General features: G+C 32.0%; 15 protein-coding genes, 6 pseudogenes and 1 riboswitch. Of the genes and pseudogenes, 8 read left to right on the top strand and 13 right to left on the bottom strand.

The window, feature by feature from the left end; translation table 11 throughout:
• The 7 genes and pseudogenes from dapD to ABLV95_RS04790 form a co-directional block, all read right to left on the bottom strand.
• Entirely contained in the window at positions 1 to 720 is a 720-nt protein-coding gene (gene dapD / locus ABLV95_RS04820) for a 2,3,4,5-tetrahydropyridine-2,6-dicarboxylate N-acetyltransferase (protein ID WP_460876536.1), read from the bottom strand.
• A gap of 22 nt (positions 721 to 742) precedes the next feature.
• Positions 743 to 1,465, bottom strand: a complete 723-nt coding sequence (gene dapB / locus ABLV95_RS04815; protein ID WP_460876533.1) for a 4-hydroxy-tetrahydrodipicolinate reductase — start codon at positions 1,463 to 1,465, stop codon at positions 743 to 745.
• Complete coding sequence (gene dapA, locus ABLV95_RS04810; RefSeq protein ID WP_460876531.1) at positions 1,462 to 2,349, bottom strand: 4-hydroxy-tetrahydrodipicolinate synthase; 888 nt, start codon at positions 2,347 to 2,349, stop codon at positions 1,462 to 1,464. Before dapA ends, dapB begins: the two co-directional genes overlap by 4 nt.
• 1 nt (position 2,350) lies before the next feature.
• A pseudogene (locus tag ABLV95_RS04805) lies at positions 2,351 to 3,341 on the bottom strand (aspartate-semialdehyde dehydrogenase).
• A 55-nt stretch (positions 3,342 to 3,396) separates the two neighbouring features.
• On the bottom strand, positions 3,397 to 4,596 hold the full coding sequence (locus ABLV95_RS04800) for an aspartate kinase (RefSeq protein WP_460876528.1): 1,200 nt from the start codon (positions 4,594 to 4,596) through the stop codon (positions 3,397 to 3,399).
• Positions 4,597 to 4,682: 86 nt separating this feature from the next.
• Positions 4,683 to 4,861: riboswitch (Lysine riboswitch) on the bottom strand.
• A 181-nt stretch (positions 4,862 to 5,042) separates the two neighbouring features.
• Entirely contained in the window at positions 5,043 to 5,873 is an 831-nt protein-coding gene (locus ABLV95_RS04795) for an aldo/keto reductase (protein WP_460876526.1), read from the bottom strand.
• Between the two features lie 245 nt (positions 5,874 to 6,118).
• Complete coding sequence (locus ABLV95_RS04790) at positions 6,119 to 7,720, bottom strand: ABC-F family ATP-binding cassette domain-containing protein (protein WP_069815671.1); 1,602 nt, start codon at positions 7,718 to 7,720, stop codon at positions 6,119 to 6,121.
• Positions 7,721 to 7,877: 157 nt separating this feature from the next.
• Between ABLV95_RS04790 and ABLV95_RS04785 the strand changes: the two genes are divergently transcribed.
• The 6 genes and pseudogenes from ABLV95_RS04785 to phoU all read left to right on the top strand — a co-directional run bounded on the left by ABLV95_RS04785 (position 7,878) and on the right by phoU (position 13,753).
• Positions 7,878 to 8,777, top strand: coding sequence for a CvfB family protein (locus ABLV95_RS04785; RefSeq protein WP_046465301.1), 900 nt, complete (start codon positions 7,878 to 7,880; stop codon positions 8,775 to 8,777).
• Between the two features lie 396 nt (positions 8,778 to 9,173).
• On the top strand, positions 9,174 to 10,124 hold the full coding sequence (locus tag ABLV95_RS04780; protein ID WP_046465300.1) for a PstS family phosphate ABC transporter substrate-binding protein: 951 nt from the start codon (positions 9,174 to 9,176) through the stop codon (positions 10,122 to 10,124).
• A 145-nt stretch (positions 10,125 to 10,269) separates the two neighbouring features.
• Positions 10,270 to 11,199, top strand: a complete 930-nt coding sequence (pstC, locus tag ABLV95_RS04775) for a phosphate ABC transporter permease subunit PstC (protein ID WP_046465299.1) — start codon at positions 10,270 to 10,272, stop codon at positions 11,197 to 11,199.
• A gap of 1 nt (position 11,200) precedes the next feature.
• Positions 11,201 to 12,113 (top strand): annotated as a pseudogene (pstA, locus tag ABLV95_RS04770) (phosphate ABC transporter permease PstA).
• Between the two features lie 103 nt (positions 12,114 to 12,216).
• A pseudogene (pstB, locus tag ABLV95_RS04765) lies at positions 12,217 to 13,099 on the top strand (phosphate ABC transporter ATP-binding protein PstB).
• A 3-nt stretch (positions 13,100 to 13,102) separates the two neighbouring features.
• The gene (gene phoU / locus ABLV95_RS04760) at positions 13,103 to 13,753 is read left to right on the top strand and encodes a phosphate signaling complex protein PhoU (protein WP_460876521.1); all 651 of its coding nucleotides are present in this window, start codon (positions 13,103 to 13,105) and stop codon (positions 13,751 to 13,753) included.
• 113 nt (positions 13,754 to 13,866) lie between these two features.
• Here the strand turns inward: phoU and pepF are convergent, their stop codons facing one another.
• Complete coding sequence (pepF, locus tag ABLV95_RS04755) at positions 13,867 to 15,675, bottom strand: oligoendopeptidase F (protein WP_460876519.1); 1,809 nt, start codon at positions 15,673 to 15,675, stop codon at positions 13,867 to 13,869.
• 251 nt (positions 15,676 to 15,926) lie between these two features.
• Between pepF and ABLV95_RS04750 the strand changes: the two are divergent.
• Positions 15,927 to 16,275: pseudogene (locus tag ABLV95_RS04750) on the top strand (hypothetical protein).
• A 320-nt stretch (positions 16,276 to 16,595) separates the two neighbouring features.
• On the opposite strand, the gene ABLV95_RS04745 reads toward ABLV95_RS04750, so the two are convergent.
• On the bottom strand, positions 16,596 to 16,925 hold the full coding sequence (locus ABLV95_RS04745) for a hypothetical protein (protein ID WP_427704478.1): 330 nt from the start codon (positions 16,923 to 16,925) through the stop codon (positions 16,596 to 16,598).
• A gap of 15 nt (positions 16,926 to 16,940) precedes the next feature.
• Positions 16,941 to 18,059 carry a hypothetical protein gene (locus tag ABLV95_RS04740; protein ID WP_460876515.1) on the bottom strand — a complete coding sequence of 373 codons (1,119 nt, stop codon included), beginning with the start codon at positions 18,057 to 18,059 and terminating at the stop codon, positions 16,941 to 16,943.
• A gap of 1,433 nt (positions 18,060 to 19,492) precedes the next feature.
• On the opposite strand from ABLV95_RS04740, the gene ABLV95_RS04735 reads away from it, so the two are divergent.
• Positions 19,493 to 20,014, top strand: a complete 522-nt coding sequence (locus tag ABLV95_RS04735; protein ID WP_460872633.1) for a DUF308 domain-containing protein — start codon at positions 19,493 to 19,495, stop codon at positions 20,012 to 20,014.
• A 358-nt stretch (positions 20,015 to 20,372) separates the two neighbouring features.
• Here the strand turns inward: ABLV95_RS04735 and ABLV95_RS04730 are convergent.
• The 3 genes and pseudogenes from ABLV95_RS04730 to ABLV95_RS04720 all read right to left on the bottom strand — a co-directional run bounded on the left by ABLV95_RS04730 (position 20,373) and on the right by ABLV95_RS04720 (position 23,873).
• Positions 20,373 to 21,624: pseudogene (locus ABLV95_RS04730) on the bottom strand (aminoacyltransferase).
• Between the two features lie 30 nt (positions 21,625 to 21,654).
• Positions 21,655 to 22,918 (bottom strand): annotated as a pseudogene (locus ABLV95_RS04725) (aminoacyltransferase).
• A gap of 295 nt (positions 22,919 to 23,213) precedes the next feature.
• Positions 23,214 to 23,873, bottom strand: coding sequence for a type 1 glutamine amidotransferase domain-containing protein (locus ABLV95_RS04720; RefSeq protein WP_069832130.1), 660 nt, complete (start codon positions 23,871 to 23,873; stop codon positions 23,214 to 23,216).
• Positions 23,874 to 23,894: the final 21 nt, after the last annotated feature.

The raw sequence follows: 23,894 nt of genomic DNA, 5'->3' as shown, positions 1-23,894 counted from the left end.
TTAGTCATTCAATTTTCTTAAAGCTGAAACGATTTCACGTTTCGAATCTTCAACTTCACTTGTCTGTTTAATTACTTTAGCAGGTGTACCCGCAACAACTGATCCAGCTGGCACATCTTGCGTTACGATTGCACCTGCAGCCACAATAGAGCCTTTACCAACACGAACACCTTCAAGAATAACTGCATTCGCACCAATAAGTACATCATCTTCGATTACTACTGGTGAAGCACTAGGTGGTTCAATGACACCGACTAATACTGAGCCTGCACCAACATGTACATTTTTACCAGTAGTTGCACGGCCGCCAAGTGTTGCATTCATATCTACCATTGTACCTTCACCAACTACAGCACCAATATTAATTGTTGCGCCCATCATAATCACTGCGCCATCTTCAATAATAGCTTGTTCACGGATGAAAGCGCCTGGTTCAATACGTGCATTTGTGTTAGTTAAATCTTTTAATGGAATAGCCGAATTACGACGATCCATTTCAATTTCTATAGTTTCAATACTAGATTGATTCGCTTCATAAAATGTTTTCCATTCATCAGCTTCACAGAAAACAACTTTTGAATCAGGTGAACCAAACACTTTGAAACTATCAGGGAAGGTTACATTTTCAAAATTCCCATTAATATAAACCTTTAGGGGTGTAGATTTCTTTGCATCACTTATATATTTAATAATTTCTTCTGCCGTTAAATGTTGTACCATAATTTAATACGCTCCTTAGTTTTTATAGGTTATCAAATGTGTAATAATCATTTGCCTTATTGATTAATTTTTCTGCTGCACCGATTGCACCATTTGCAAAAATATCTTTTGACTGTGCTCGATGCGTAATCTCTATTGTCTCATCAGTACCAACAAATAGCACGTCATGTTCTCCTACAATCGTGCCACCACGAATGGAATGGATACCAATTTCATCTTGTGTGCGTTTTTCAGTATGCTCATGTCTGTCATATACCGGTGTAGATTTTTCTCGCAAGTCATCAATCACATCATATAATTTTACTAATGTACCACTTGGCGCATCCACTTTTTTATTATGATGTGCTTCCGTAAGTTCAATGTCGAAATCTTGTAATAGGGGCACTGTCGCTTCTAAAATTTTTGTTAAAGCATGTACACCATAACTCATATTCGCACTGAAAAAGACTGGCATTTGATCACTTAATGCTTTAAGTTTATTGATTATTTCTTCTTTTTCACCAGTCGTTGCTATTACTAATGGTAAATTAAAGTCTTCATCCAATAATGGTAATAACAGTTCAGGGTTGGAGAAATCAATTGCAACATCTGCTTCTTTAGCATCTGCTATACGTTCAAAAGTAGGGTACGGGTAATCCTTGGTAGCATCTCGTACAATAACACCAATTATTTCATGTCCTTTTGCTTCAGCTAATCTTGCGACACGTTGGTTCATTGCACCATAGCCTATTAATACGATCTTCATACTTTGTCACCTACTTTAAATTGTTCATACGCTTTTTCTAATGTTCGACGGTCTTCATCTTCTAAAGTTACAAGTGGTAAACGCACCTCATAATTTCCGAAGCCTTCTACAGCTGTGAGTGCCTTCACTGGAATAGGATTCACATCAACCGCTAATGCATCTAACAATGTTTGAATCGGTTGGAATTGTTTTTCAATATCTTCTCCATTTTGTTTAGCATCATATAACGCTTGAAAAGATTTAGGAATCACGTTAGCTACTACTGAGATAACGCCATGTCCACCTTTATTAAAATACTCAACTACATTGTCGTCATTACCACTATAAAGTGTAAAGTCATTTAAGTTGATACGTGCTTTTACTTCTTCTAAATAATCAAAATCGTTGGTCGCATCTTTTAATGCAATAATATATTCATTCTTACTTAAAGTTTCAACAGTATCTGGTTCTATAGTCATATTTGTACGAGAAGGCACATTATATAATATGACTGGTAATTTAATCGCATCTGCTATTTTCGTAAAATGAGCAATTAAACCACGTTGATTCGTCTTATTATAGTAGGGTGTGATTAGCATAATTGCATCTGCACCAATTTCTTTAGCACGAACTGAAGCTTGAATTGATTTTTGTGTGTTATTCGTACCTGTACCGACAATTACAGGAATGCGTCCATCTACATAATTTACGACTACTTCTAATATTTGATCTTTTTCGTCATCAGTTAATGCCGGATTCTCAGCTGTAGTACCATTTACAACAATCGATTTCACATCATTTTCAATTAAGTATTTCAAATGTCTTCTAAGTGCATCATAATCTACTTCATTGTGTGTAAAAGGTGTTGTTAGAGCGACACCTACGCCTTCAAAAATATGTCCCATATTATTTTACTCCTTTCAAGCTCATAACTTGTTCAAGTATTTGCACTGCATTCAATGCCGCACCTTTCAATAAGTTGTCAGAAGTACACCATACATGGAATGTATTATCTAATGTTTCATCACGGCGAATACGTCCTACAAATATTTCATCTCTGTCTGTAGAATTAATAGCTAACGGATATACATTATTTTGTGGATCATCTTCAAGTACCACACGGTCATCATTTTCAAATAATTCTTGAATTGCACATACTGTAGCTTCTTTTTCTAACGTTACACTCATGTGAACACTATGACTGTCTTGAACTGGCACACGTACACAAGTAGCTGTAACTTTCAATTCATCATCTTTTAAGATTTTACGTGTTTCGTCTATCATTTTTTGTTCTTCTTTTGTATACCCATCTTCAAGGAAAGTATCAATATGAGGTAATACATTATTATAAATAGGGTGTGGGTATGCTTCAGGTGCTTTACCATTTGCTCCCTCTGCTAAATCTTGTTTCCCTTTTACCCCAGAACCCGAAACTGCTTGGTATGTCGTATATGCAACACGTTTCAAACCAAATTCTTCTTGTAATGGTTTAAGTGGTACAACTGATTGTATTGTTGAGCAATTTGGATTTGCAATAATTTTTCTGTCTAATACAGGTTCGTTAACTTCTGGAACGATTAAGTCTACACCTTCAGTCATTCTCCATTGGCTTGAATTATCAATGACAATTGCACCCGCTTGTTCAAAAATAGGGGAGAAGTGTTCACTTGTACTTCCACCAAGCACTCATTAATACATAATCAAATGATTCCTTAGTCGCTTCTTCTGTTAATTCTCTAACAGTATAGTTTTTACCTTGAAATTCAATGTTTTCACCTGCTGAGCGAGCTGAAGAGAACAACACTAACTCATCAAAGGCCACACCTTTGCGATCTATTGTTTCTAACATTTTTCTTCCTACTAAACCTGTTGCGCCTGCCAATGCTAATTTTGTCATATACCATACACTCCATTTTTATTATTTTAATAAATCTTAATTATATTCCGAAAATTCAGATATCAAAAGCTTGATAAAGGGTTCGAACAGCTCGTTCGCCATTCTCAGCATCTATCACACATGAAATACTTATTTCTGATGTTGTAGTTTGATAAAATGAAATATCGTTTTCAATTAAAGTAATGAATGCTTTTGATGCTACACCAGAAATATCACGCATACCAGAGCCAATTAAAGAGATTTTAACGTATGCTTCATTAATTTTGAAGTCTAATGCATTAAACTGTTCTTTTAAAGTTTCTAATATGGTTGAAATCTGAAAAGCATCTGTATCTTTAATAGTAAAGGACATTTGTAATCCTTCCAAGTTAATAATCTGAGAAATCATATCAACATTAACTGAACCTTCTTCCAATTGAGTAAAGAGCTCAGTAAGTAATCTATTATCTGGTAGGGGATAACTAATTGTAACGTGCATCATATGTGTATCTAACGCCACACCTGTGACTGCTTTTTCTAATAATTCTGCTTGTGACATAATCCATGTTCCTTTCACATTTGATAAAGTTCTTCCTAAATAAAGCGGGATATGATAGTTGTTTGCTAATTCGACGCTTCTTGTTTCTAATACGCACGCACCTAATGCACTCATTTCCATCATTTCTTCATAAGAAACGTATTCAAGTCGTTTTGCATCTTTATATAATCTTGGGTCTGTAGCATAGACACCATCGACATCGGTGTATATCTCACATGCCGTGTCATTACTTGCGGCTAAGGCAACAGCAGTAGTATCTGAACCACCTCGACCTAATGTCGTTACTTCAAGTGATTCATTAATGCCTTGAAAACCAGCAACTACTAAAACATCATTTTCTGTAAATGCGATTTCGAATGTATCAGGGTTAATTTCTGCTATTCGACTTTTTAAATGATGTCCAATTGTCTTAATACCCGCTTGATATCCGGTCATCGCTTTGGCGTTTACCCCGATATCATTTAAAACCATAGATAAGTAAGAAACTGTCTGTTGTTCACCGGTTGTTAATAATAGTGCAAGTTCTTGATCTTTAGGGCTTGTAGTTAATGCAGAGACATTAGCCATAAGCTCATCTGTGGTCTTGCCCATGGCGCTAACAACAACAATAAGTTGTTCACCTTGATTAACTCTCATTTTCAACATTTCCGCTATATTTTTTATTTTTGTAAAATCACTTACTGAAGAACCTCCAAATTTCAAAACACTTCTGTTCAATTCTATATCCTCCTCAATCAATAGGGGAGAATCACAGTATTAAAAAAAGAACAAGTTCGGGATGCGAACTTGTTCTATAATTTATATACAAGTGATGCACTCCATTATCTTACAATAATGACAGACTCTTAGCTCTTAACCATAAAGTCCAACGTGTTATAAGCTGCTATTATAACTATTTCGGCATCTCACCCTTTCAAAATTAGCTGCTAGCGGGCAGGTTCTTCTAATATTTACTAATGATTGATGCGCCTCATCAAAACCATATTTAATTTTTGTTTGTTTATGATTCATATTATACATATGCTTATATGTACTGTAAACCGCTTTTATCAAGTTTTTTAAATTTACTGAAAAATACAACATTATATTTATACATTTTACGTTATAAGTGTAAATATAATTAAATCTGTTTAATGACAATCACTTTTCTATATTTCCAATTTTTAAAACTCTTCATATGTTGCAGGGTCTTGACCTTTTAATCTACCATCTTTTTGAGATAAGTTGTTTATTTTTTCTACGTCTTCAACTTCTAAGTTAAAATCAAAAACATTTAGATTCTGAATTTGTCTCGTGATAGATGTAGATTTTGGAATTGGCACTACACCTAATTGAACGTGCCATCTTAATATAATTTGAGGTATTGTTTTATTATATTTTTCGGCAATTACAGCGATGTCTTTATCTTTTATTACTTCAGATGCACGACCCAATGGACTCCATGCTTCTGTAATAATTCCTTTTGTATTATTATACTCAACCATATCTTGTTGATTAAAGTACGGATGTAATTCAATCTGATTCACAGTAGGTAAGACACCAGTTTCTTTTTCTAATTTTTCTATATGTTCTGGTAAGAAATTACAAACACCAATAGATTTAATAAGTCCCGCTTTTTGAGCATCAATCATCGCTTGCCAAGCTTCAACATATTTATTATGTCTTGGGTTTGGCCAATGAATTAAATATAGATCAATATAATCAACATTTAATCGATAAATAGATTCTTGTATAGCTGTTAATGTCGCATCATAGTCTTGATAACGACCTGGTAATTTCGAAGTTACAATGATTTGATCTCTTGAAACATGACTTCTTTCAATTGCTTTACCCACTGTACCTTCATTTTCATAGTTATAAGCTGTATCTAATATTCTGTATCCTTGATTTAACGCATTAACGATTGCATGTACACCTTGCGCACCATTTAATTTATATGTACCGAAGCCGATTTGTGGTAAAAGTTGTCCATCAATCATATTTAAATTTTCCATTAAAATAACTCCTCCGTTCATTTGAATTAATTATGATTATATAATTCAAAAATTTATTTTGAAAGTAATTAGCCCAAACAGTGGGGCGCTTCACTCTAAATCAGATGAATAAAGCAAATGAAAAAGACATCTCTAATGCTGTAAAAGCATTAGAGATGTCCACATTTTAAGAGGAGTACACTACATATTAAATAGAATACGCTTCTTATTTATTGCGTTATATTTAAATCAATAACACATGGTTATTATTTTAATACACCAGTTTCTTCTAAATAAGCTCTATAAGTCGTTTCTTTAGAAAGACCACCAGTTGGATTTAAATCAATAACACGGTTTGCAATCGTATTGATGAATTCAAAGTCATAAGATGTAAAGATAATAGAACCTTTGAATGATTTCAAGCCATCATTGACTGCAGTAATACTTTCTAAGTCTAAATGGTTTGTAGGTTCATCCAGTAGTAACACGTTAGAACTTGATAACATCATTTTACTTAGCATACAACGTACTTTCTCTCCACCAGATAAGACACTCGCTTTTTTCTTAACTTCTTCACCGCTAAATAGCATACGTCCTAAGAAGCCACGTAAAAATGTCTCAGTTTGTTCGTCCTCAGGTGCGTATTGACGTAACCAGTCAACTAAGTTTGTATCTACACCTTCGAAGTAGAATGAGTTATCTTTAGGTAAGAAACTTTGAGAAGTTGTTACGCCCCATCTTACTGTACCTTCATCTGGTTCCATTTCACCAGCTAAGATTTTAAGTAATGTTGATTTAGCAAATTCACTATCACCAACTAATACAGCTTTATCGTTAGGATCCATAGAGAATGAAATATTATCTAATATTTTCACACCGTCGATTGTTTTAGAAACATTGTCGACATGTAATAAATCATTACCAATTTCACGTTCAGGTGTGAATTTCACAAAAGGATAACGACGAGAAGAAGGTTGAATATCATCAATCTCGATTTTTTCTAATTGCTTCTTACGACTTGTTGCTTGTTTTGATTTAGAGGCGTTTGCAGAGAAACGTGCCACGAAATCTTGTAATTCTTTAACTTTCTCTTCTTTTTTCTTGTTTTGATCTTGAGCCATTTTCATAGCAAGTTGACTTGATTGGTACCAGAAATCATAGTTACCAACAAACAATTTAATTTTCCCATAATCTAAGTCAGCAATATGCGTACAAACATTATTTAAAAAGTGTCTATCATGAGACACAACAATAACTGTATTTTCAAAATTAATTAAGAAATCTTCTAGCCAGCTTATTGCGGGGATATCTAAACCATTGGTAGGCTCATCTAGTAATAATACGTCAGGTTTACCAAAAAGACTTTGTGCTAATAACACTTTAACTTTTTGATTGTTTTCTAATTCAGACATTGTTTTATCTTGTAGGTCTGCTTTGATACCTAGACCAGAAAGTAGGGTACCCGCATCTGCTTCAGCATTCCAGCCGTCCATTTCAGCAAATTCGCCTTCTAGCTCTGCAGCTCTAATACCATCTTCATCGCTGAAGTCTGGTTTCATATAGATTTCATCTTTTTCTTTCATTACTTCATATAAACGTTCGTGTCCTTTAACAACAACATCAATCACACGTTCATCTTCAAATGCAAAGTGATCCTGTTTTAATACTGCTAAACGTTCGTCTTTACCCATAGAAACATGACCAGTTTGAGCATCTAATTCACCTGATAAAATCTTTAAGAACGTTGATTTACCTGCGCCATTAGCTCCTATTAATCCATAACAATTGCCATCTGTAAATTTAATATTTACATCTTCAAATAGTTTACGATCACCAAATCGTAAACTTACATCAGTAACTTGTAACATGCATTTACTCCTTTTCGTTATCCTTTTCGTTAATCTACCGGACAAATTATAACACACTTATCAACTTGTTTCGACCATTCTCGATGTAGTGATGCTAGTTTCTTCATAGCATGTTATAATAAATAAGAATAAATCTGTATGTACGAAGGAGAAAAGTATGGCCCAAGATGAAAAAGATATTGTAGGTTCTATAGAATTTCTTAAAGTTGTTGGATTAGAAGGCTCAACATATAAGTTAAAAGGACCAAACGGAGAAGAAGTTAAACTCAATCAATCCGAAATTAAAGATGAAGACGAATTAAATATAGGGGAAGAATATAGTTTCTTTATTTACCCAAATAGATCAGGTGCATTATTTGCTACGCAAAATATGCCTGACGTAACAACTGATAAATACGATTTTGTAAAAGTATTAAAAGTAGATCGTGATGGTGCGCATGTCGACGTAGGTTTACCAAGAGAAGTTTTAATACCTTGGGAAGATTTACCAAAAGTTAAATCAGTATGGCCAGTACAAGGTGATGAGTTATTCGTTACGTTACGTATTGATAGAGATAACAATATGTTCGCACGTTTAGCAACAGAAACAATAGTAGAACAAACATATAAATCTGTTTTCGACAATGAATTGAAAAATAAAATCATCGAAGCAAGACCATATCGTTTATTACGAATTGGCAGCTTCTTACTATCAAAAGAGGGTTATAAAATTTTTGTTCACGAAACAGAACGTAAAGAGGAACCACGTCTCGGTGAAAATGTAAAAGTGCGTATCATTGGTCAAAACGATAAAGGTGAATTGAATGGTTCATTTTTACCGCTAGCACACGAAAGACTTGATGATGATGGTCAAAACATCTTTGACTTGCTCGTAGAGTATGATGGGGAACTTCCTTTCTCAGACAAATCGAGTCCAGAAGCTATTAAAGAAATTTTCAATATGAGTAAAGGTTCATTCAAAAGAGCAATTGGACACTTATATAAGAACAAAATTATCACAATAGATTCTGGTAAAATTGCTTTAACTAAAAAAGGTTGGGAAAGAATAGAAAAGTAATTCCTTCTATTATAAAGTGATATTTTCATCTAACTTGTTTCATAATAATAATGTCCACAATTTTTAGAATGAATTGGACTTCAAAATACAGTTCTCAACAAATCAATCCTGAAACTACTATTTTTTATATAGTAGTTTCAGGATTTTTCTTTTTTATATTACAATTCCATAGTTGTTTGTAATATAAAATTCGACCAAAACGTTGTATTATCAATCTTTTCAAGTCACTCCTTTATTAATTCATAGTGTTTATAAACTTTGTAAATAGAAGCAACCTTAAATTAACAAAACATTTACAGTATCTATATTTGTATTTAATAAATTGTGTGTAATATAGGAACTGTAAGAAATACATATAACTTTTAAGGGTTATTTATTTATTAGGAGGATGTTTCAATGAAAAAATGGCAAGTATTTGGAACTACAGTAATTGGCTCTTCACTTTTATTAGGCGCTTGTGGCGGCGGAAATGCTGGTTCTGGTGGCGGCGAAGGCGAAGTTAAAGGCGACGGTTCATCAACAGTAGGTCCAATCATTGAAAAATTAAACGAAAAATTTGCTAAAGAAAATTCCGATGTTACAGTTTCATCTGGTACATCTGGTACTGGTGGCGGATTCGAAAAATTCATTTCAGGGAATACTGATTTTTCAAACGCATCTAGACCAATAAAAGATGAAGAGAAGAAAAAATTAGAAGATAAAGGTATCAAATATAATGAATTTGAAGTTGCAAAAGATGGCGTAACAATTGCAGTTAATAAAGAAAACGATTTTGTAAACGAATTAACTAAAGATCAATTGAAAGATATTTATTCTGGCGAAGCAAAATCATGGAAAGATGTTAATCCTGAATGGCCAGATAAAGAAATCAAATCATTTTCTCCAGACCAATCACATGGTACGTATGATTTCTTCACTGAAGAAGTTATGGATGACGGAGATATCAAAGCAGAGAAAAACGCTGATACAAACGTAATCGTTCAATCAGTTCAAAAAAATGAACAAGGTATTGGTTACTTCGGTTATAATTTCTTTGAAGAAAATAAAGATAAATTAAAAGCCGTTGAAATCAAAGATGATAGTGGTAAAGTTACTAAACCAACTAAAGAATCAATTCAAGATGGTTCATATGCTTTAAGTAGACCATTGTTCATTTATACAAACGAGAAAAAACTAAAAGAAAATGAAGGATTCCAAGATTTCATGAAATTTATCTTTGAAGACAAAGGTAAATCAGCTGAAGAAGCAGGATTTGTAGCTCTACCAGAAAAAGATTACACAAAACAACTAGATGAATTAAAAGAGATTACTGGTAAAGAAAGCAAAGACAAAGAAGAAGACAAATAACACATAGCTGTAAATCTTAAAGGTCGGGATTCTGTATTAGAAAACAAAGTGGCGATGGGAATAACGTCCACTTTGTTTCTCTATTTCTAAATATCCCAACCTTTTTTTAACAATTTCGGAGTCTATATGAAGGAAGGATATTAACATGGCGAATAAAAACCGCTCCGTAAGCGAAATGATTGAAAAAAACAACGCCAATAAAAATGGTGCAAGCGATAAAATTGTTCCTATTATTTTAGGTACAATAGCAATTTTTTCTATATTAGCGACAATCGGCATTGTAGTCACATTATTAACTGAAACAATTACGTTTTTCACACGTATTCCTATTACAGAATTTCTCTTTTCGATGGAATGGACACCATTCTCATCTGATCCTAAATTTGGAATTTGGCCATTAATATTAGGTACGTTGAAAATAACTGTAATAGCGACAATCGTAGCAGTGCCATTAGGTCTGGGTGCGGCACTTTACTTAAGTGAATATGCTTCGCCACGTGCTAAAAGTATTATCAAACCAATATTAGAAATATTATCTGGTATTCCAACAATCGTATTCGGTTTCTTTGCTCTAACATTTGTTACACCGTTAATACGTGGAATCTTTCCAGACATAGGTAGTTTCAACTCTATTAGTCCAGGTCTTGTAGTTGGTGTAATGATTATTCCATTAATATCAAGTATGAGTGAAGATGCAATGTCATCTGTACCAAACAAAATGCGAGAAGGTGCACTAGGTTTAGGTGCTACAAAATTTGAAGTAGCAACTAAAGTTATTTTACCAGCTGCAACTTCAGGTATTATGGCCTCAATTGTATTAGCAATTTCACGTGCAATTGGCGAAACTATGATCGTATCTCTTGCTGCAGGTAGTACACCGAGTGCATCACTTGATATAACAGGGTCTATCCAAACAATGACAGGTTATATCGTTCAAGTAGCAACAGGTGATGCAACATTTGGTACTGATACTTACTATAGTATTTATGCAGTAGGATTCACTTTATTCTTATTCACGTTAGTAATGAACTTGATTTCTCAATGGATTACGAAACGTTTCAGAGAGGAGTATTAATATGACTGAAACAAACAAAAACGTGCTCGTAGATCAACAAACAGTTGAAAAGAAACTCTCTGGAAGGTTAACGACAAATAATGTTAATAAATGGGCTTTCTTTGCCTGTACAATGGTTGGTCTGCTCGTATTAGCGGCATTACTCATTGATACACTTATAAAAGGTGCTTGGACACTTAACTCCATCATTTTTCACTAATTTCTCATCATCAACGCCTTCTATGGCAGGGATTAAAGGTGCCTTTATCGGTACAATATGGTTAATGGTTACTATTATCCCGATAACAATTACTTTAGGTGTTGGTACTGCAATTTATTTAGAAGAATATGCTAAAGAAAATGCACTTACAAACTTTATTAAAGTGAGTATCTCAAACTTAGCTGGTGTACCTTCAGTCGTATTCGGTTTACTCGGTCTTACAATTTTCGTAAGAGGTATGGGTATCGATTCAATTGCACTTGGAAACTCCGTTTTAGCGGTCGCATTAACAATGTCATTACTTATCTTACCGGTAATCATTGTAGCTAGCCAAGAAGCTATAAGATCTGTACCTAGTTCTGTAAAAGAAGCTTCATACGGACTAGGTGCTAACAAATGGCAAACAATACGCCGTGTTGTGTTACCGGCGGCGATTCCTGGTATTTTGACAGGTTTCATCTTAGCACTATCTCGTGCATTAGGTGAGACAGCACCATTAATTTTAATTGGTATACCAACGATTTTATTACAGCTACCATCAACAATATTCGATCAATTCCAAGCGTTACCAATGTCAATTTATAGCTGGACAAAATTACCACAGGAAGAATTCCAAAACGTTGCATCGGCAGGAATTATCGTATTACTCGTTATATTACTATTAATGAATGCAATAGCGATATTCTTAAGAAATAAATATAGTAAAAAATACTAAATTTAAGACACGATAAATATTATTTAAAAAAGGCTAGTAAATGGGAATGTGCTAGGGTTTCAGTAAAACCTTAGCATCTAGCCTATAAAAAGGAGTTTTAATTATGAATAAACAAATTATAGATAATAACGATACGAACGATACAATAAAATCACATACCGACCGTAATGACTCACCAATAGCTACTATTGAACCAAACCATTCAGACAATAAAATTCCAGATAGCCAAAAGAAAATTGTCTATTCAACTAAAAATCTTGATTTATGGTATGGCGAAAATCATGCATTAAAAAACATTAACTTAGATATCTTAGAAAATAATGTAACAGCGATTATTGGGCCATCAGGGTGTGGTAAATCAACATACATTAAAGCATTAAATCGTATGGTTGAACTTGTACCATCTGTTAAAACTGCTGGTAAAATCATGTACCGTGATAAAAATATTTTCGATAATAAATATTCAGTTGAAAAATTGAGAACAAATGTAGGGATGGTATTCCAACAACCAAACCCATTTCCTAAATCAATTTATGATAATATCACTTATGGTCCTAAAATCCATGGTATTAAAAACAAAAAAGTCTTAGATGAAATTGTTGAAAAATCTTTACGTGGCGCCGCAATTTGGGATGAATTAAAAGATGACTTAGACAAAAACGCTTATAGTTTATCAGGTGGACAACAACAACGTGTTTGTATTGCGCGTACATTAGCTATCGAACCAGATGTTATATTAATGGATGAGCCAACGTCAGCTTTAGATCCAATATCAACATTAAAAATAGAAGAACTTGTTCAAGAACTTAAAGAACAATATTCAATCGTCATTGTTACGCATAATATGCAACAAGTCTGCTCGTGTTTCTGATAAAACTGCTTTCTTCCTTAACGGCTATGTTAATGAATACGACGACACTGATAAGATCTTCTCTAATCCTGCAGATAAGCAAACTGAAGATTATATCTCAGGTCGCTTCGGTTAATCTATGGCGACAATTAGACATAAATATGAAGGCCAACTAGACGGACTTATTAAAGATCTACGTCGACTTGGTCTTTATGTATATCGTAATATAGAATTTGGACTAACGTCGTTAAGTGAAGAAGATCGTAATTATGCCAGACAAACAATAGCTAAGGATAAAGAAATCAATGAGCAAGAAACTGAAATTAATGAAAAAGTAATCATGCTTATCACTAAGCAACAACCGATTGCTACAGATTTACGTTTAATGATGGCCGCTTTAAAAATCGCTACTGATTTTGAACGTATAGGCGATAATGCGGCAAGTATAGCGAAAATTAGATTACGTGCAAAAATTATTGATGAATATGTACTGACGAGACTCAACACCATGGGAAAACTTGCGCTATTAATGTTAAAAGACTTAGATGATGCAGTAAAAGACAATGATATTACCTTAATAAAAGAAATCATTGATCGTGATAAAGATATTGATGATATCTATAAAAACATTGTAAACACAACGTATTTAATAGATAATGATCCTTTCGTTGCAGGGCAAGCACATTTAGTCGCAAGACATTTGGAACGTATTGGAGATCATATCTGTAATATAGCAGAGAATATTTATTTCTTTATTACAGGCGAACGTTATGAATCCTATAATAAATAAGAATGTTACACATAATAAAAGCACAATGGCTTTATAAAGATGACTCGCTTTCAGATAAATGAAAGTGGATGATCTTCTAAATTGCCATTGTGCTTTTTAAATTTTATAAAACGTTATTTCTTTTCAATTTCATCAGTTAATGTTTCTAGTTCATCAACAAGTTTGCCAATATAGCCAATTGTTGATTTTAATGGTTGTTCCGTACGGATATCTATACCTGCAATTTCGGCTAAATCTACTGGTGATTTACTACCTCCTGCTTTCAATGTATCTAGCCAAGCATCAACAGTCGGTTGTCCTTCATTTTGAATACGTTGAGACATCACTGTACCAATTGTTAAGCCCGCTGAATACGTGTATGAATATAATCCCATATAATAGTGTGGTTGTCTCATCCAAGTTAACTCTGCGCCTTCTGTCAGTTTCACACTGTCTCCAAAGAATTGACTATAGACATCAAGCATAATGTCATTAAGTACTGGGGCAGTTAATGATTCGCCTTGATCGACTTTATTATAAACTTCACGTTGGAAAGCAGCTTCAAGTAAATGCGTAACCATATTATGATAATACGTTCTTGAAATAATAGAACCTGTTACCCAACGTTTAAATTTAGCATCATTACTATTTTCAAATAAGTAGTTTGCCATAAGCATTTCATTCATAGTAGAAGGTGCTTCTACAAAATACATCGAAGCTTCTGATTCTAAATAATTTTGATGTTCCTGTGCTAAAGTAAAGTGACCCGCATGACCTAATTCATGCGCTAACACAAAGGTTTCAGTCATTTTACCAGTCCATGATATAAAGACATATGAATGTGAAGCATATGGACTCGCACAATAGGCACCTGTTTCTTTACCTTTGTTTTGTGCAAAATCTATCCATCTATCTTTATAAGCGGCTTCAACCATTTTCAAATAATCTTCACCAAGTACATTTAAAGCACCATAAATATATTGTTTAGAATCTTCTATTGAAATTTCGGGCTCATAATTTGGATCAATAGAAACTTTTAAATCTTCAAAATGCATCACATCTAAGCCATGAACACGTTTAACTAATTTCGCATATTTTTGCATAATGGGCGCTAAATCACTCATAATTACATCAATTTGTCTGTTAAACATGTCTCGTGTCACTTCTTGCTCTTGTAGTAAATAATCAATAACAGAATCATATCCTCTTAAATCTGCTTCGATTTTCTCTTGTTGCACTTGCATATTATATGTCGCGACTGTCGTATGTTGATACTTACTTAATGCATTACTGAAATGTTTGAAACTTATTCTTCTAAACGCCTCATTTGGATTATCTTCATATTCATTCTCAAAAGTAGCATAATCTAAAGGATATGTTTGATGATCATATTCAAATGATTCAAAATCAATATCCAACATTTTTGTAGTTCCATAAAGTTCAAAAGCGCTCTCAAAAGTAGGGGACAAACTTGCTAATACTTTTTCAACTTCTGGAGATAATTGATGCGCCTTATTCGCTTTTAATTTTGTTAAAAAGTGTGGATACTTCGATGTTTTAACAAGTTGTTCAAGTGTTTGATCAGAAAGTTCTAATATTTCTGAAACTACAAATGAAAGTTCACTAGCGATTTTTCCATAAGATGTAGACAATTTTGCGCTTAATGTCTGTGCATGTTCATTAGCCGTATCAACGCTCAATCTTAACTCAGCGTAATTTGCCATTCGATCTAATTGAATTAATAGTTCAGAATATGCATCCAGTGCATCTTCAACAATATCTACTTCATGTAAGTGACCTGTATATTGTTGATTAAACGCCTTAGCTTGTTCTAAAGTCTCATTCAATGTATTATAAAATGCATCGTCAGAACTAAATAAGTCAGTTACGTCCCACGTTTCTTCAATTGGAACATTATTTCTAAATGGTAGTGTTTCAGCCATATAATCTACTCCTCTACATTTATATTGTATTCACAGTTAATTATACATGAATGACCCGGATAAATGATAATCGAAAGTTTATCTATATTAAAAGTGGGGAACAGTAAACCGAATTGGATTGACACGTATTTTTTATTAATTTAATATAAAATTATACTGCTCAAGACTGAATGTATTTATATAGAAAATATAGTATGATATATATATAATGTAAGTAAAGTATAAATATTAAATAAAAAGGAGAGGAATTAATGACTATTTTTGATATGCCTAATTTTTTATGGATTACTGTAGTAGCTGTCATATTAGTAACAGTATTTTGCAATCTTGTCTTAAATAAATGGTTTACTGCACCAATCTTAATATTAGTAGTATTAGCAATATCAGCATTTTTAATACCAAATTTTCAAGATATTACATATGAACCTTTATTAGGTTTCTGTTGCGTTTATGACTATATTAAGTTTAATCCTAAGCTTTGTAATATGGTACATGACACGTAACTGGAGACGTAAACGCCGCGAAAAGAAAGCTAGAAAAGAAATACGTAAACGTGGTGGCATCCCAAAAGATGAATTAGAAGATTATAAACAAAAATAAAAAATGAACTGTAGCTATAATCTAAGTTACAGTTCATTTTTTTAATTATATCTTTAAATTCGCGTTAAAAAATTGAAAGTCTATGTATTGTTGTAAAGAAGAAGATAACGAGTAGCGAAATATAAAACTCTTTATAATTGGACAATCAGTTTCAGAAAAGTTTTAACCAAACTTACTGGAGAAGAAATAAATTTCAATCCTCACTCCTATCGTCATATGAAACTACCATGTCGTATTTGAAAGATAAAGATCAAGAGTTATTAAACAAAGAGTTAAATCTATAAAAAATGAGATCGGGAATTTCCCGGTCTCAATTATCTTTATAAGTCTTTTAAAAATATTAGTCTTTCTAAATTCGTATCAGTATAACCAGTTATATTTCCTATAGAATGTCTTCCTCTTGGAATTCCATATATTCCACCATTACTAGTTTCACCATATATACCAAATTTTTTATTTTTAAATGGTGATGATTTATTATACATTAGTCTGTCTTCATATATGATTTCACCAATATACTTTCCATATATATCAATAAAGATATTTAGATCAGTAACACAATGGCCAATATTTATTCCTTTAACAGAAAACAAATTATCATTAATAACATTTGCTATATGATTACCTTTACTATCGAACAAGTATTTCATAAGTTAGCCTCCTTACTATTGTAAAGCTGTAACTCTATCATCTAGCTGTTCATATTCAATATCTAATACGTCTTCATCCACATGATTCATTTTTTCACCATCAGTAAGACTATTATATTCATCAACTAAATCATTGTAAGCTTCTGCCGAATAGCCACTATCATCTTCTGTGCTTTCATCAGATTTTTCTGAAGTAGTAGATTCTTCTGAAGATGTATCTTCTTCTGTATCACCAAATTCTCCAAGTTCTTCTTCCATATCTTTAGCTTCACCTTCAACGTCTTCATAACTATCTATACCAGCGTCTGTGTTAGCACCGACAACACCATTTCTTATATCCATCATATTCATATTTTCTGTAGATGAAACCATCTTATCAACTTCTTTATAATGAAGGAACTCTGGAGCGAATTTATTAAACATATTTACTGATTCGTTGTACTCGTTTTTAGAAACATCAGCTTCTTCAGTAATCATTAACTTATTTAATTTTTCTCTATAATCTGTGTTAGATAAAGATTTTGTTTGATCATCATTTAGATCTTCATCATAATCGACTACTAGAGTGCCATATCCTTCAACAAATTCATTTAACTCATAGCCTGAAGTTATTGCTAATATATCAGTAATTTCTTCATTAGCTTTTTTGCCTAAGTATTCATTTTTAGAAGAAACATCATAATCTTCATACTCTGAACTCATACTTTCTATAGAGAATGCGACATTTACAACTGTATCCATAAGAGCAAGATCATAAGTTTTTTCCTTATCTGGATTGTTTTCTTTAAATTCATCTAAATCGAACATTCTATTTCCAAGAATTTCTGTAATCTTAGCAACTTCTAAAGCATGATCACCGATTCCTGTATCGATTCCATCTAAATTTTTTGTTTTACTTTCGTATCTATCAATAGCTTTTTCTAGATTTTTTACAGCTTCTTTGCTTTCAGAATCAGATTCAGCTTCAGATTCTTTAACAATTGCTGATCCTAATTTTTTAGTTTCTTTCTTGTATACTTCTTCTTGTTTTTCTGGTTCTAAATTTGAACTTTTATCTTCTGATGAATTAGAATTACCACAAGCTCCCAATAACAATGCACCCGATAAAGTTGTAACCACTAGTAGTTTTTTCATATCTCTATCTCCCTTTATTTTATATTTTAATTATACAATTAATTAGTTAAGTAAACCAGTACTAATCTAAGTACTGGAATAAATAACAATCTAACTATTCATCACAGAACTTAGGTTCGATTATTAAAAAAATTGGACCAGATGATTCCTATTATTCCTAAATTTATTATATAATATGTAAATTTAATAGTTTAATTACTTCATACATCGTTCTTTGAAAAAGTGGGGGAAGCGAATGAAATAGAAGTTTGCTAATATTCGTATTTGCAGTACAAACACCGACTATTCTAAAACAGTTGCATTTACATCACTTGGTTATTTAAATTACTTAGACCAAAAGTCAAAGAACAAATAAGGAGGTTTCATTTATTATGACAATAATGGTTGTACTTTTAATTATCGCGGTTTTTTTACCAGATATAATTAAAATAATTAGAATTACGCATCTTAATCAATTGAAGAAGAAAGCAGGGAAAATGGACAATAAATAAATGTTTCACAATACGTAAATGGAAATACACTATTTTATTTTTGTGCAACATTTATTAGAAAATAAGAAAACATTAGTATTGATCAAGATTCAAATAATAATTTGCTTATGAAAATCTTAAACATAAATGAAAGTGTTCTTGAAAGGTATACTAAAATACTACTTAATTTAAAACAATCAAAATGAATTGCAACTTAATCAAAGAAAAATCATACAGTCTCAATTAGATAATAGTTAGAGGCTTATTTTATTAATTATACATATCCAGTTAAGAAGGGATAGTACAACCATTTAACTGTAACGAATTATTAACAAGTATAACTTCCTATAATATATATTATGTAAACTAAAAAGTAAATTTTAAAAGTTACATATCTATATAGCTATTTTTATCATATATATTATGTATTTAGCATTTACTACTTATTAATCCTATTTTAGCTTTTTCATGCATATACATAACGTCATATCATTTAACATTTACTAGATACTTATACGCATCTCACTTAATGTCTAATTATAATTGTACTTTATTAACTTTCAAGCTACGTAAATATCTATACAAGTTTTGTTTTGACTGTATGCGACTAAGATATTGTTTATCTTGTTTTCGGTTATTTTATACAATGATCTAAACTCACAATTTTACGTGTGTTTACATGGATATATACTCATGAACTTATATTTAAACGCTGAGAAATCGACTTCTCAGCGTCTTATTTTTATGAATTAGTGATTTTAAGCTCAAACAATACTTTGTTCTTTAATCTTGCTATTAGATTGATATCTCCTTCAATTTTATAGCAATCCTTAAAAAATGGTCTTTTATTTAAAGCATATACTTATAGGGTTACATAACATAAATATAGGCACCTATAAAAAACGTGTTCTTTTCTGTCATTTGGGTATATACTATTTAGATAATCATTTAGGAGTGAAATTTATGCGGGAACGTTCCCGAATCAAATGGTCTAGTTTAGTGATTGGCGTCATTTTTCTAATTATTGGCGTGTTTATTTTAAGTTTTCCTGAAGAAAACTTATTTGCTATTACATGGCTCATAGGACTACTATTTATTATTAACGGTTTTTTAGAAATTTTCGTTCGTCGTGTAATGAAAAAAACAGATAAAAATGCTTCAACCATAGTGCTTGTACTTGGTGTAATTAACATTATTTTAGGGTTATTGATTTTATTTAATATCGTTACAAGTACGACATTTATTGTTTATTTATTTGCTATTTGGTTTATTATTAATGCGTTATTTAATATGTTTACGGTAACGCCACTTGAAAAATCAAATAAAGGTTTCCATATTATATCGGTTATTTTGAACATTATTACAATTATTTTCGGTATTATTTTACTGTTTAATCCACTTATGGTGGCAATTTTAGTTGCTATCTTCATGAGTGCGGTGTTCTTTATTATTGGTATAACTTATATCATTAGAGCATTATCTTAATGATCCTTAACTTGTAAATAAATAGGGCGCATTTTTGAAAAATCATGCTAGAAAGCGCACTACAAGTCGTCTTGTAGTGCGCTTTTCATATTTTCATAACTATTACATATATTATTTTAATAATTTTATAAAAATAAATTTTACTATAAAATTATTATAGTGTAAGGTTATTGCATTGCTAAAATCCTATGCTATACTAAAAAATGTGGGAACAACAAGAATTAACATCTCAGACTATTCCACATTTTAGTTCATTGTTATATTGGAATTGCCATCCTAATATAACTAACTTCAGAACGAAAGAAAGCATACTGATTAGGGCTTACATACCAGTATGCTTTCTTTTTTTGCTATTTTTTTACTTTTTTCTAACATTATTCAACGTATTAAATAACCAATATTTTGTTTTCTTAATTGGTTTATAAAAGTCGCCGATTAATTCTTCAATTTGCACATTAAATCCACGTTTAAAGCGATATACGCCGTAATCTTCACTATTTTCAGTGAAGTCGCCTGATAAACCATAGAAATTATAGCGACCATAACCATTGTCAAAACAATAGTTCAACATGTACCAGTGCATCATATAAGGTCCCATATATTGATTATATTTTTCTGATGAGCCACCAGAGAAGTAGTTTACTTCATATGCATTTGCAAAATATACACCAGCAGCTAAATTTAATATAGCACCATCTGTTAATCTTAATTCACTTGCATGCATTAACTCTTTTTTATCATGCTCTATTTGTTTATCCAGTTCTGTAATTTTCTTCAACTGTTTATCTGATTTATTTTCATTCTGCATGATTTGATCTCTACGTGATTCTTTATCATTAATACTCTCTTGTGTATTTTCAATATATTCATTTAAGTCTATATATGCTAAAGGTATTAAAGCTTTATCACCATAATTATCAATGAAATTATAGAAATATTCATCTGTTTTAGATACAAAGCCAGCACGTTTTTCAGTTTCTCGATAAAGATCTAAGAAAAGACCGAATTCATCCCTATTTAACAATCTAACTTTAATACCAAAATTAATTGCTTTATTGATATTACGTTTTCTTTGGCTATCAAATTGTTTTTTTAAAGATGCTTGGTGTTTGGCCATCTAAGTTCAATACACCCATCCATCTTACTTGGCTAGATGTATCATATTCAGTCGTAAAGCCGTGATGTGTATACCCATGAGATTTAAATAAGTTGACTAATGCGTCATTCTTATCTGGTTCTGGCAATGGATTGATATCTTTATCATATATTTTATAAATCCAGTACGGGTCCATTTTGACATATAAACAATTATGGTGTTGAAGATAATGATCTAATTCACGTAAATAGAAATCTACTAAACCTAAATCATTGTAATCCATAACTGGACCACGATTAGAATAATAAACATAGCTCCCCATTGTAGGAATTTTAGAGAAAAGACTAGCGACAATAACCTGATTGTCGTCATCTTTTAAGCCTAATAGTACAACTTGAAATCCATCTTCTTCTCTTGTCGCAATATTTTCTTTTACTTGAAAGTAATGACTCTCTAATGCTGGGTTTTGTACAAAATTGTCATACTCTTTGACGGTTAACTCTGTAAATTTCATTCTAGCTTAGTTCCCTTCTATAATTTATATCTACTTCTTAATATCTTTTATTTTTTTTAATGTCGTATAAATTTTGTACATTGGTTTATTAATAGGTTTTACAAAATCCCCAACGTATTCAACTACTTCGGCATTAAATCCTTTTTTAAATTTCACTACGCCCGCATCTTCCGCATCTTCTGTGAAATTACCACTGATACCGTAGAAGTTATATCTATCTATATTATGGTCAATAGCGTAATTAATCATCTTCCACTGAATCGCATAACTACCAGCAAAGTGTCTAAATTCATTTGAAGTGCCACCTGCATAGTAAACTACTTCAAAGGGGTTAATAATAAAGTATGCTGCAGAAATTGGTAATTCATTACCGTGTTCAGCCTGTAACGATTGCGCTTCTTCAATTTTTTGTTGATTTGCAATAAGCTGTTGTTCTAAATTATCTCGCTTATTATACGCTTTTTTATTTTCTGGTCGTTTTTCTATATCTTTAATCGCCTTGTTAATATCTTTACTTAAGACATCACGCTCTGCTTTTAATTCTTCGATATATTCATCAAAGTCCATATAAGCTAACGGGACCAAGATACGATTCTTATAATATCTCAATCTATTATAATAAAAGCTATCTTCCCTATCATCAAATTCTTTTGATTCAGATGTATCTTCCATAAACGAACGGAAGATTGGTAACTCATCTTCTTCTAAGAATCTTACTTTAACACCATTCTTTTGAACTTTTTTTGTATTACGTTTACGTAGGCTATCCATGCCGTTAAGTACATCTTTAGCTGTTTTACCTGCTAAATCTAATACTGAGTGATATCTAATTTGAAGAATTGGATCAAAACCAGTTAAAAATCCTTGGTGTTTGTATCCTAATTGTTTCATTTTGTCGAAAAACCAGTCATGACCAGCATTTCCTAACACTTCTCCATCATGATTACGATATTGATAAGCTAAATAAGGGTCAACTCTTAAATGTAAACCTTTATGTTTTTTAACATATTTAGTTAATTCATTAAAGAAGTAATGAACAAGTTCTTTATTTTCAAAATCTATAACAGGTCCTCTGTTTGTATAAAAATATTTATAAAACTTCATTACTGGTACTGCAGTCAGTAAACATGCTCGCAATGACTTCATTTTCATTGTTTTTAATACCAACTAAGTGTGTTTCTGTACTTTCTGCAATTTTCAATTCGTAGTTTCCTACCATTTGTGTAAAATGACTATTTGGCATATTATCTGTAAATGTACTGAACTCTTTAGCAGTTAAATTCGTAAATTTCATTTTGTATACTCCTATTTGTTTATAGTTCTTTTTTTATTTGAGTTTAAACTTCAATCTTGATTATTATACAATAACCATTTATAAAACTAAATCAATAGCATATATAAATTCATTATACATGAACTTTATGTATGTCTTATTATATCATTACTTATATTTTAACAAAGAATAAGCAATTAAACACATTTGCCATTGTTATAACAATAAAAACTGGAAAACTTATTAAGTTTTCCAGTTTTCTTTATAGTTGGGAGTAGAACATTTATATCTGTTCCACGCCTTATGATACTATGTTCTAATTTAAAGCGTCTCGTAATGTTTCACCTATTGCTACGCTTGATTGTGGGTTTTGACCAGTAATAAATTGATTATCTGTTTCCACATGTTCAGTGAAGTTGTCCTGAGTTACAAATTTGACGCCTTGATTTTCTAATTCTGTCTGAGTTAAGAAAGGTACTTTTTCCTCAAAGCCCATTGCACGTTCTTCTTCATCTGTAAATGCAGTTAACGTCACGCCCTTCACTAGGAAGTTGCCTTTCTTATCTTTAGCACCGACAAAAGCACTTGGACCGTGACATACAGATGCAATGATTTTATCATCTGCTTTAAAGTCAGCAAGTACAGAAGCTAACTTCTGATTATGTGCAAAATCAAATACTGTGCCATGACCGCCTGGTAAATATACAGCGTCGTATTGACTCACGTCTATATCTTCTATACTTGACGCTGATTTCGTTTGCTCAACAAATGCTTTATATTTATTAAGTTCACCATTCTGTGTAGAATTGGGATCTAATGGGACTTCCCCACCATTTATTGTAGCGATATCTACATTAATATTTGCTTCCGTTAATATATCATAAGGTTCACTTGCTTCTTCTAACCATAATCCTGTTGGTGTACCATCTTCAAATTGATTAACACTTGTTATAATAAACAAGACTTTTTTACTCAAATTATGTCACCTCTTTTTAAA

The organism is Staphylococcus sp. Mo2-1 (genome assembly GCF_046721385.1).
GTDB lineage: Bacteria > Bacillota > Bacilli > Staphylococcales > Staphylococcaceae > Staphylococcus > Staphylococcus equorum_A.
Note: the sequence above shows the minus strand (reverse complement) of the source record. Positions and strands in the feature narration are given on the sequence as shown.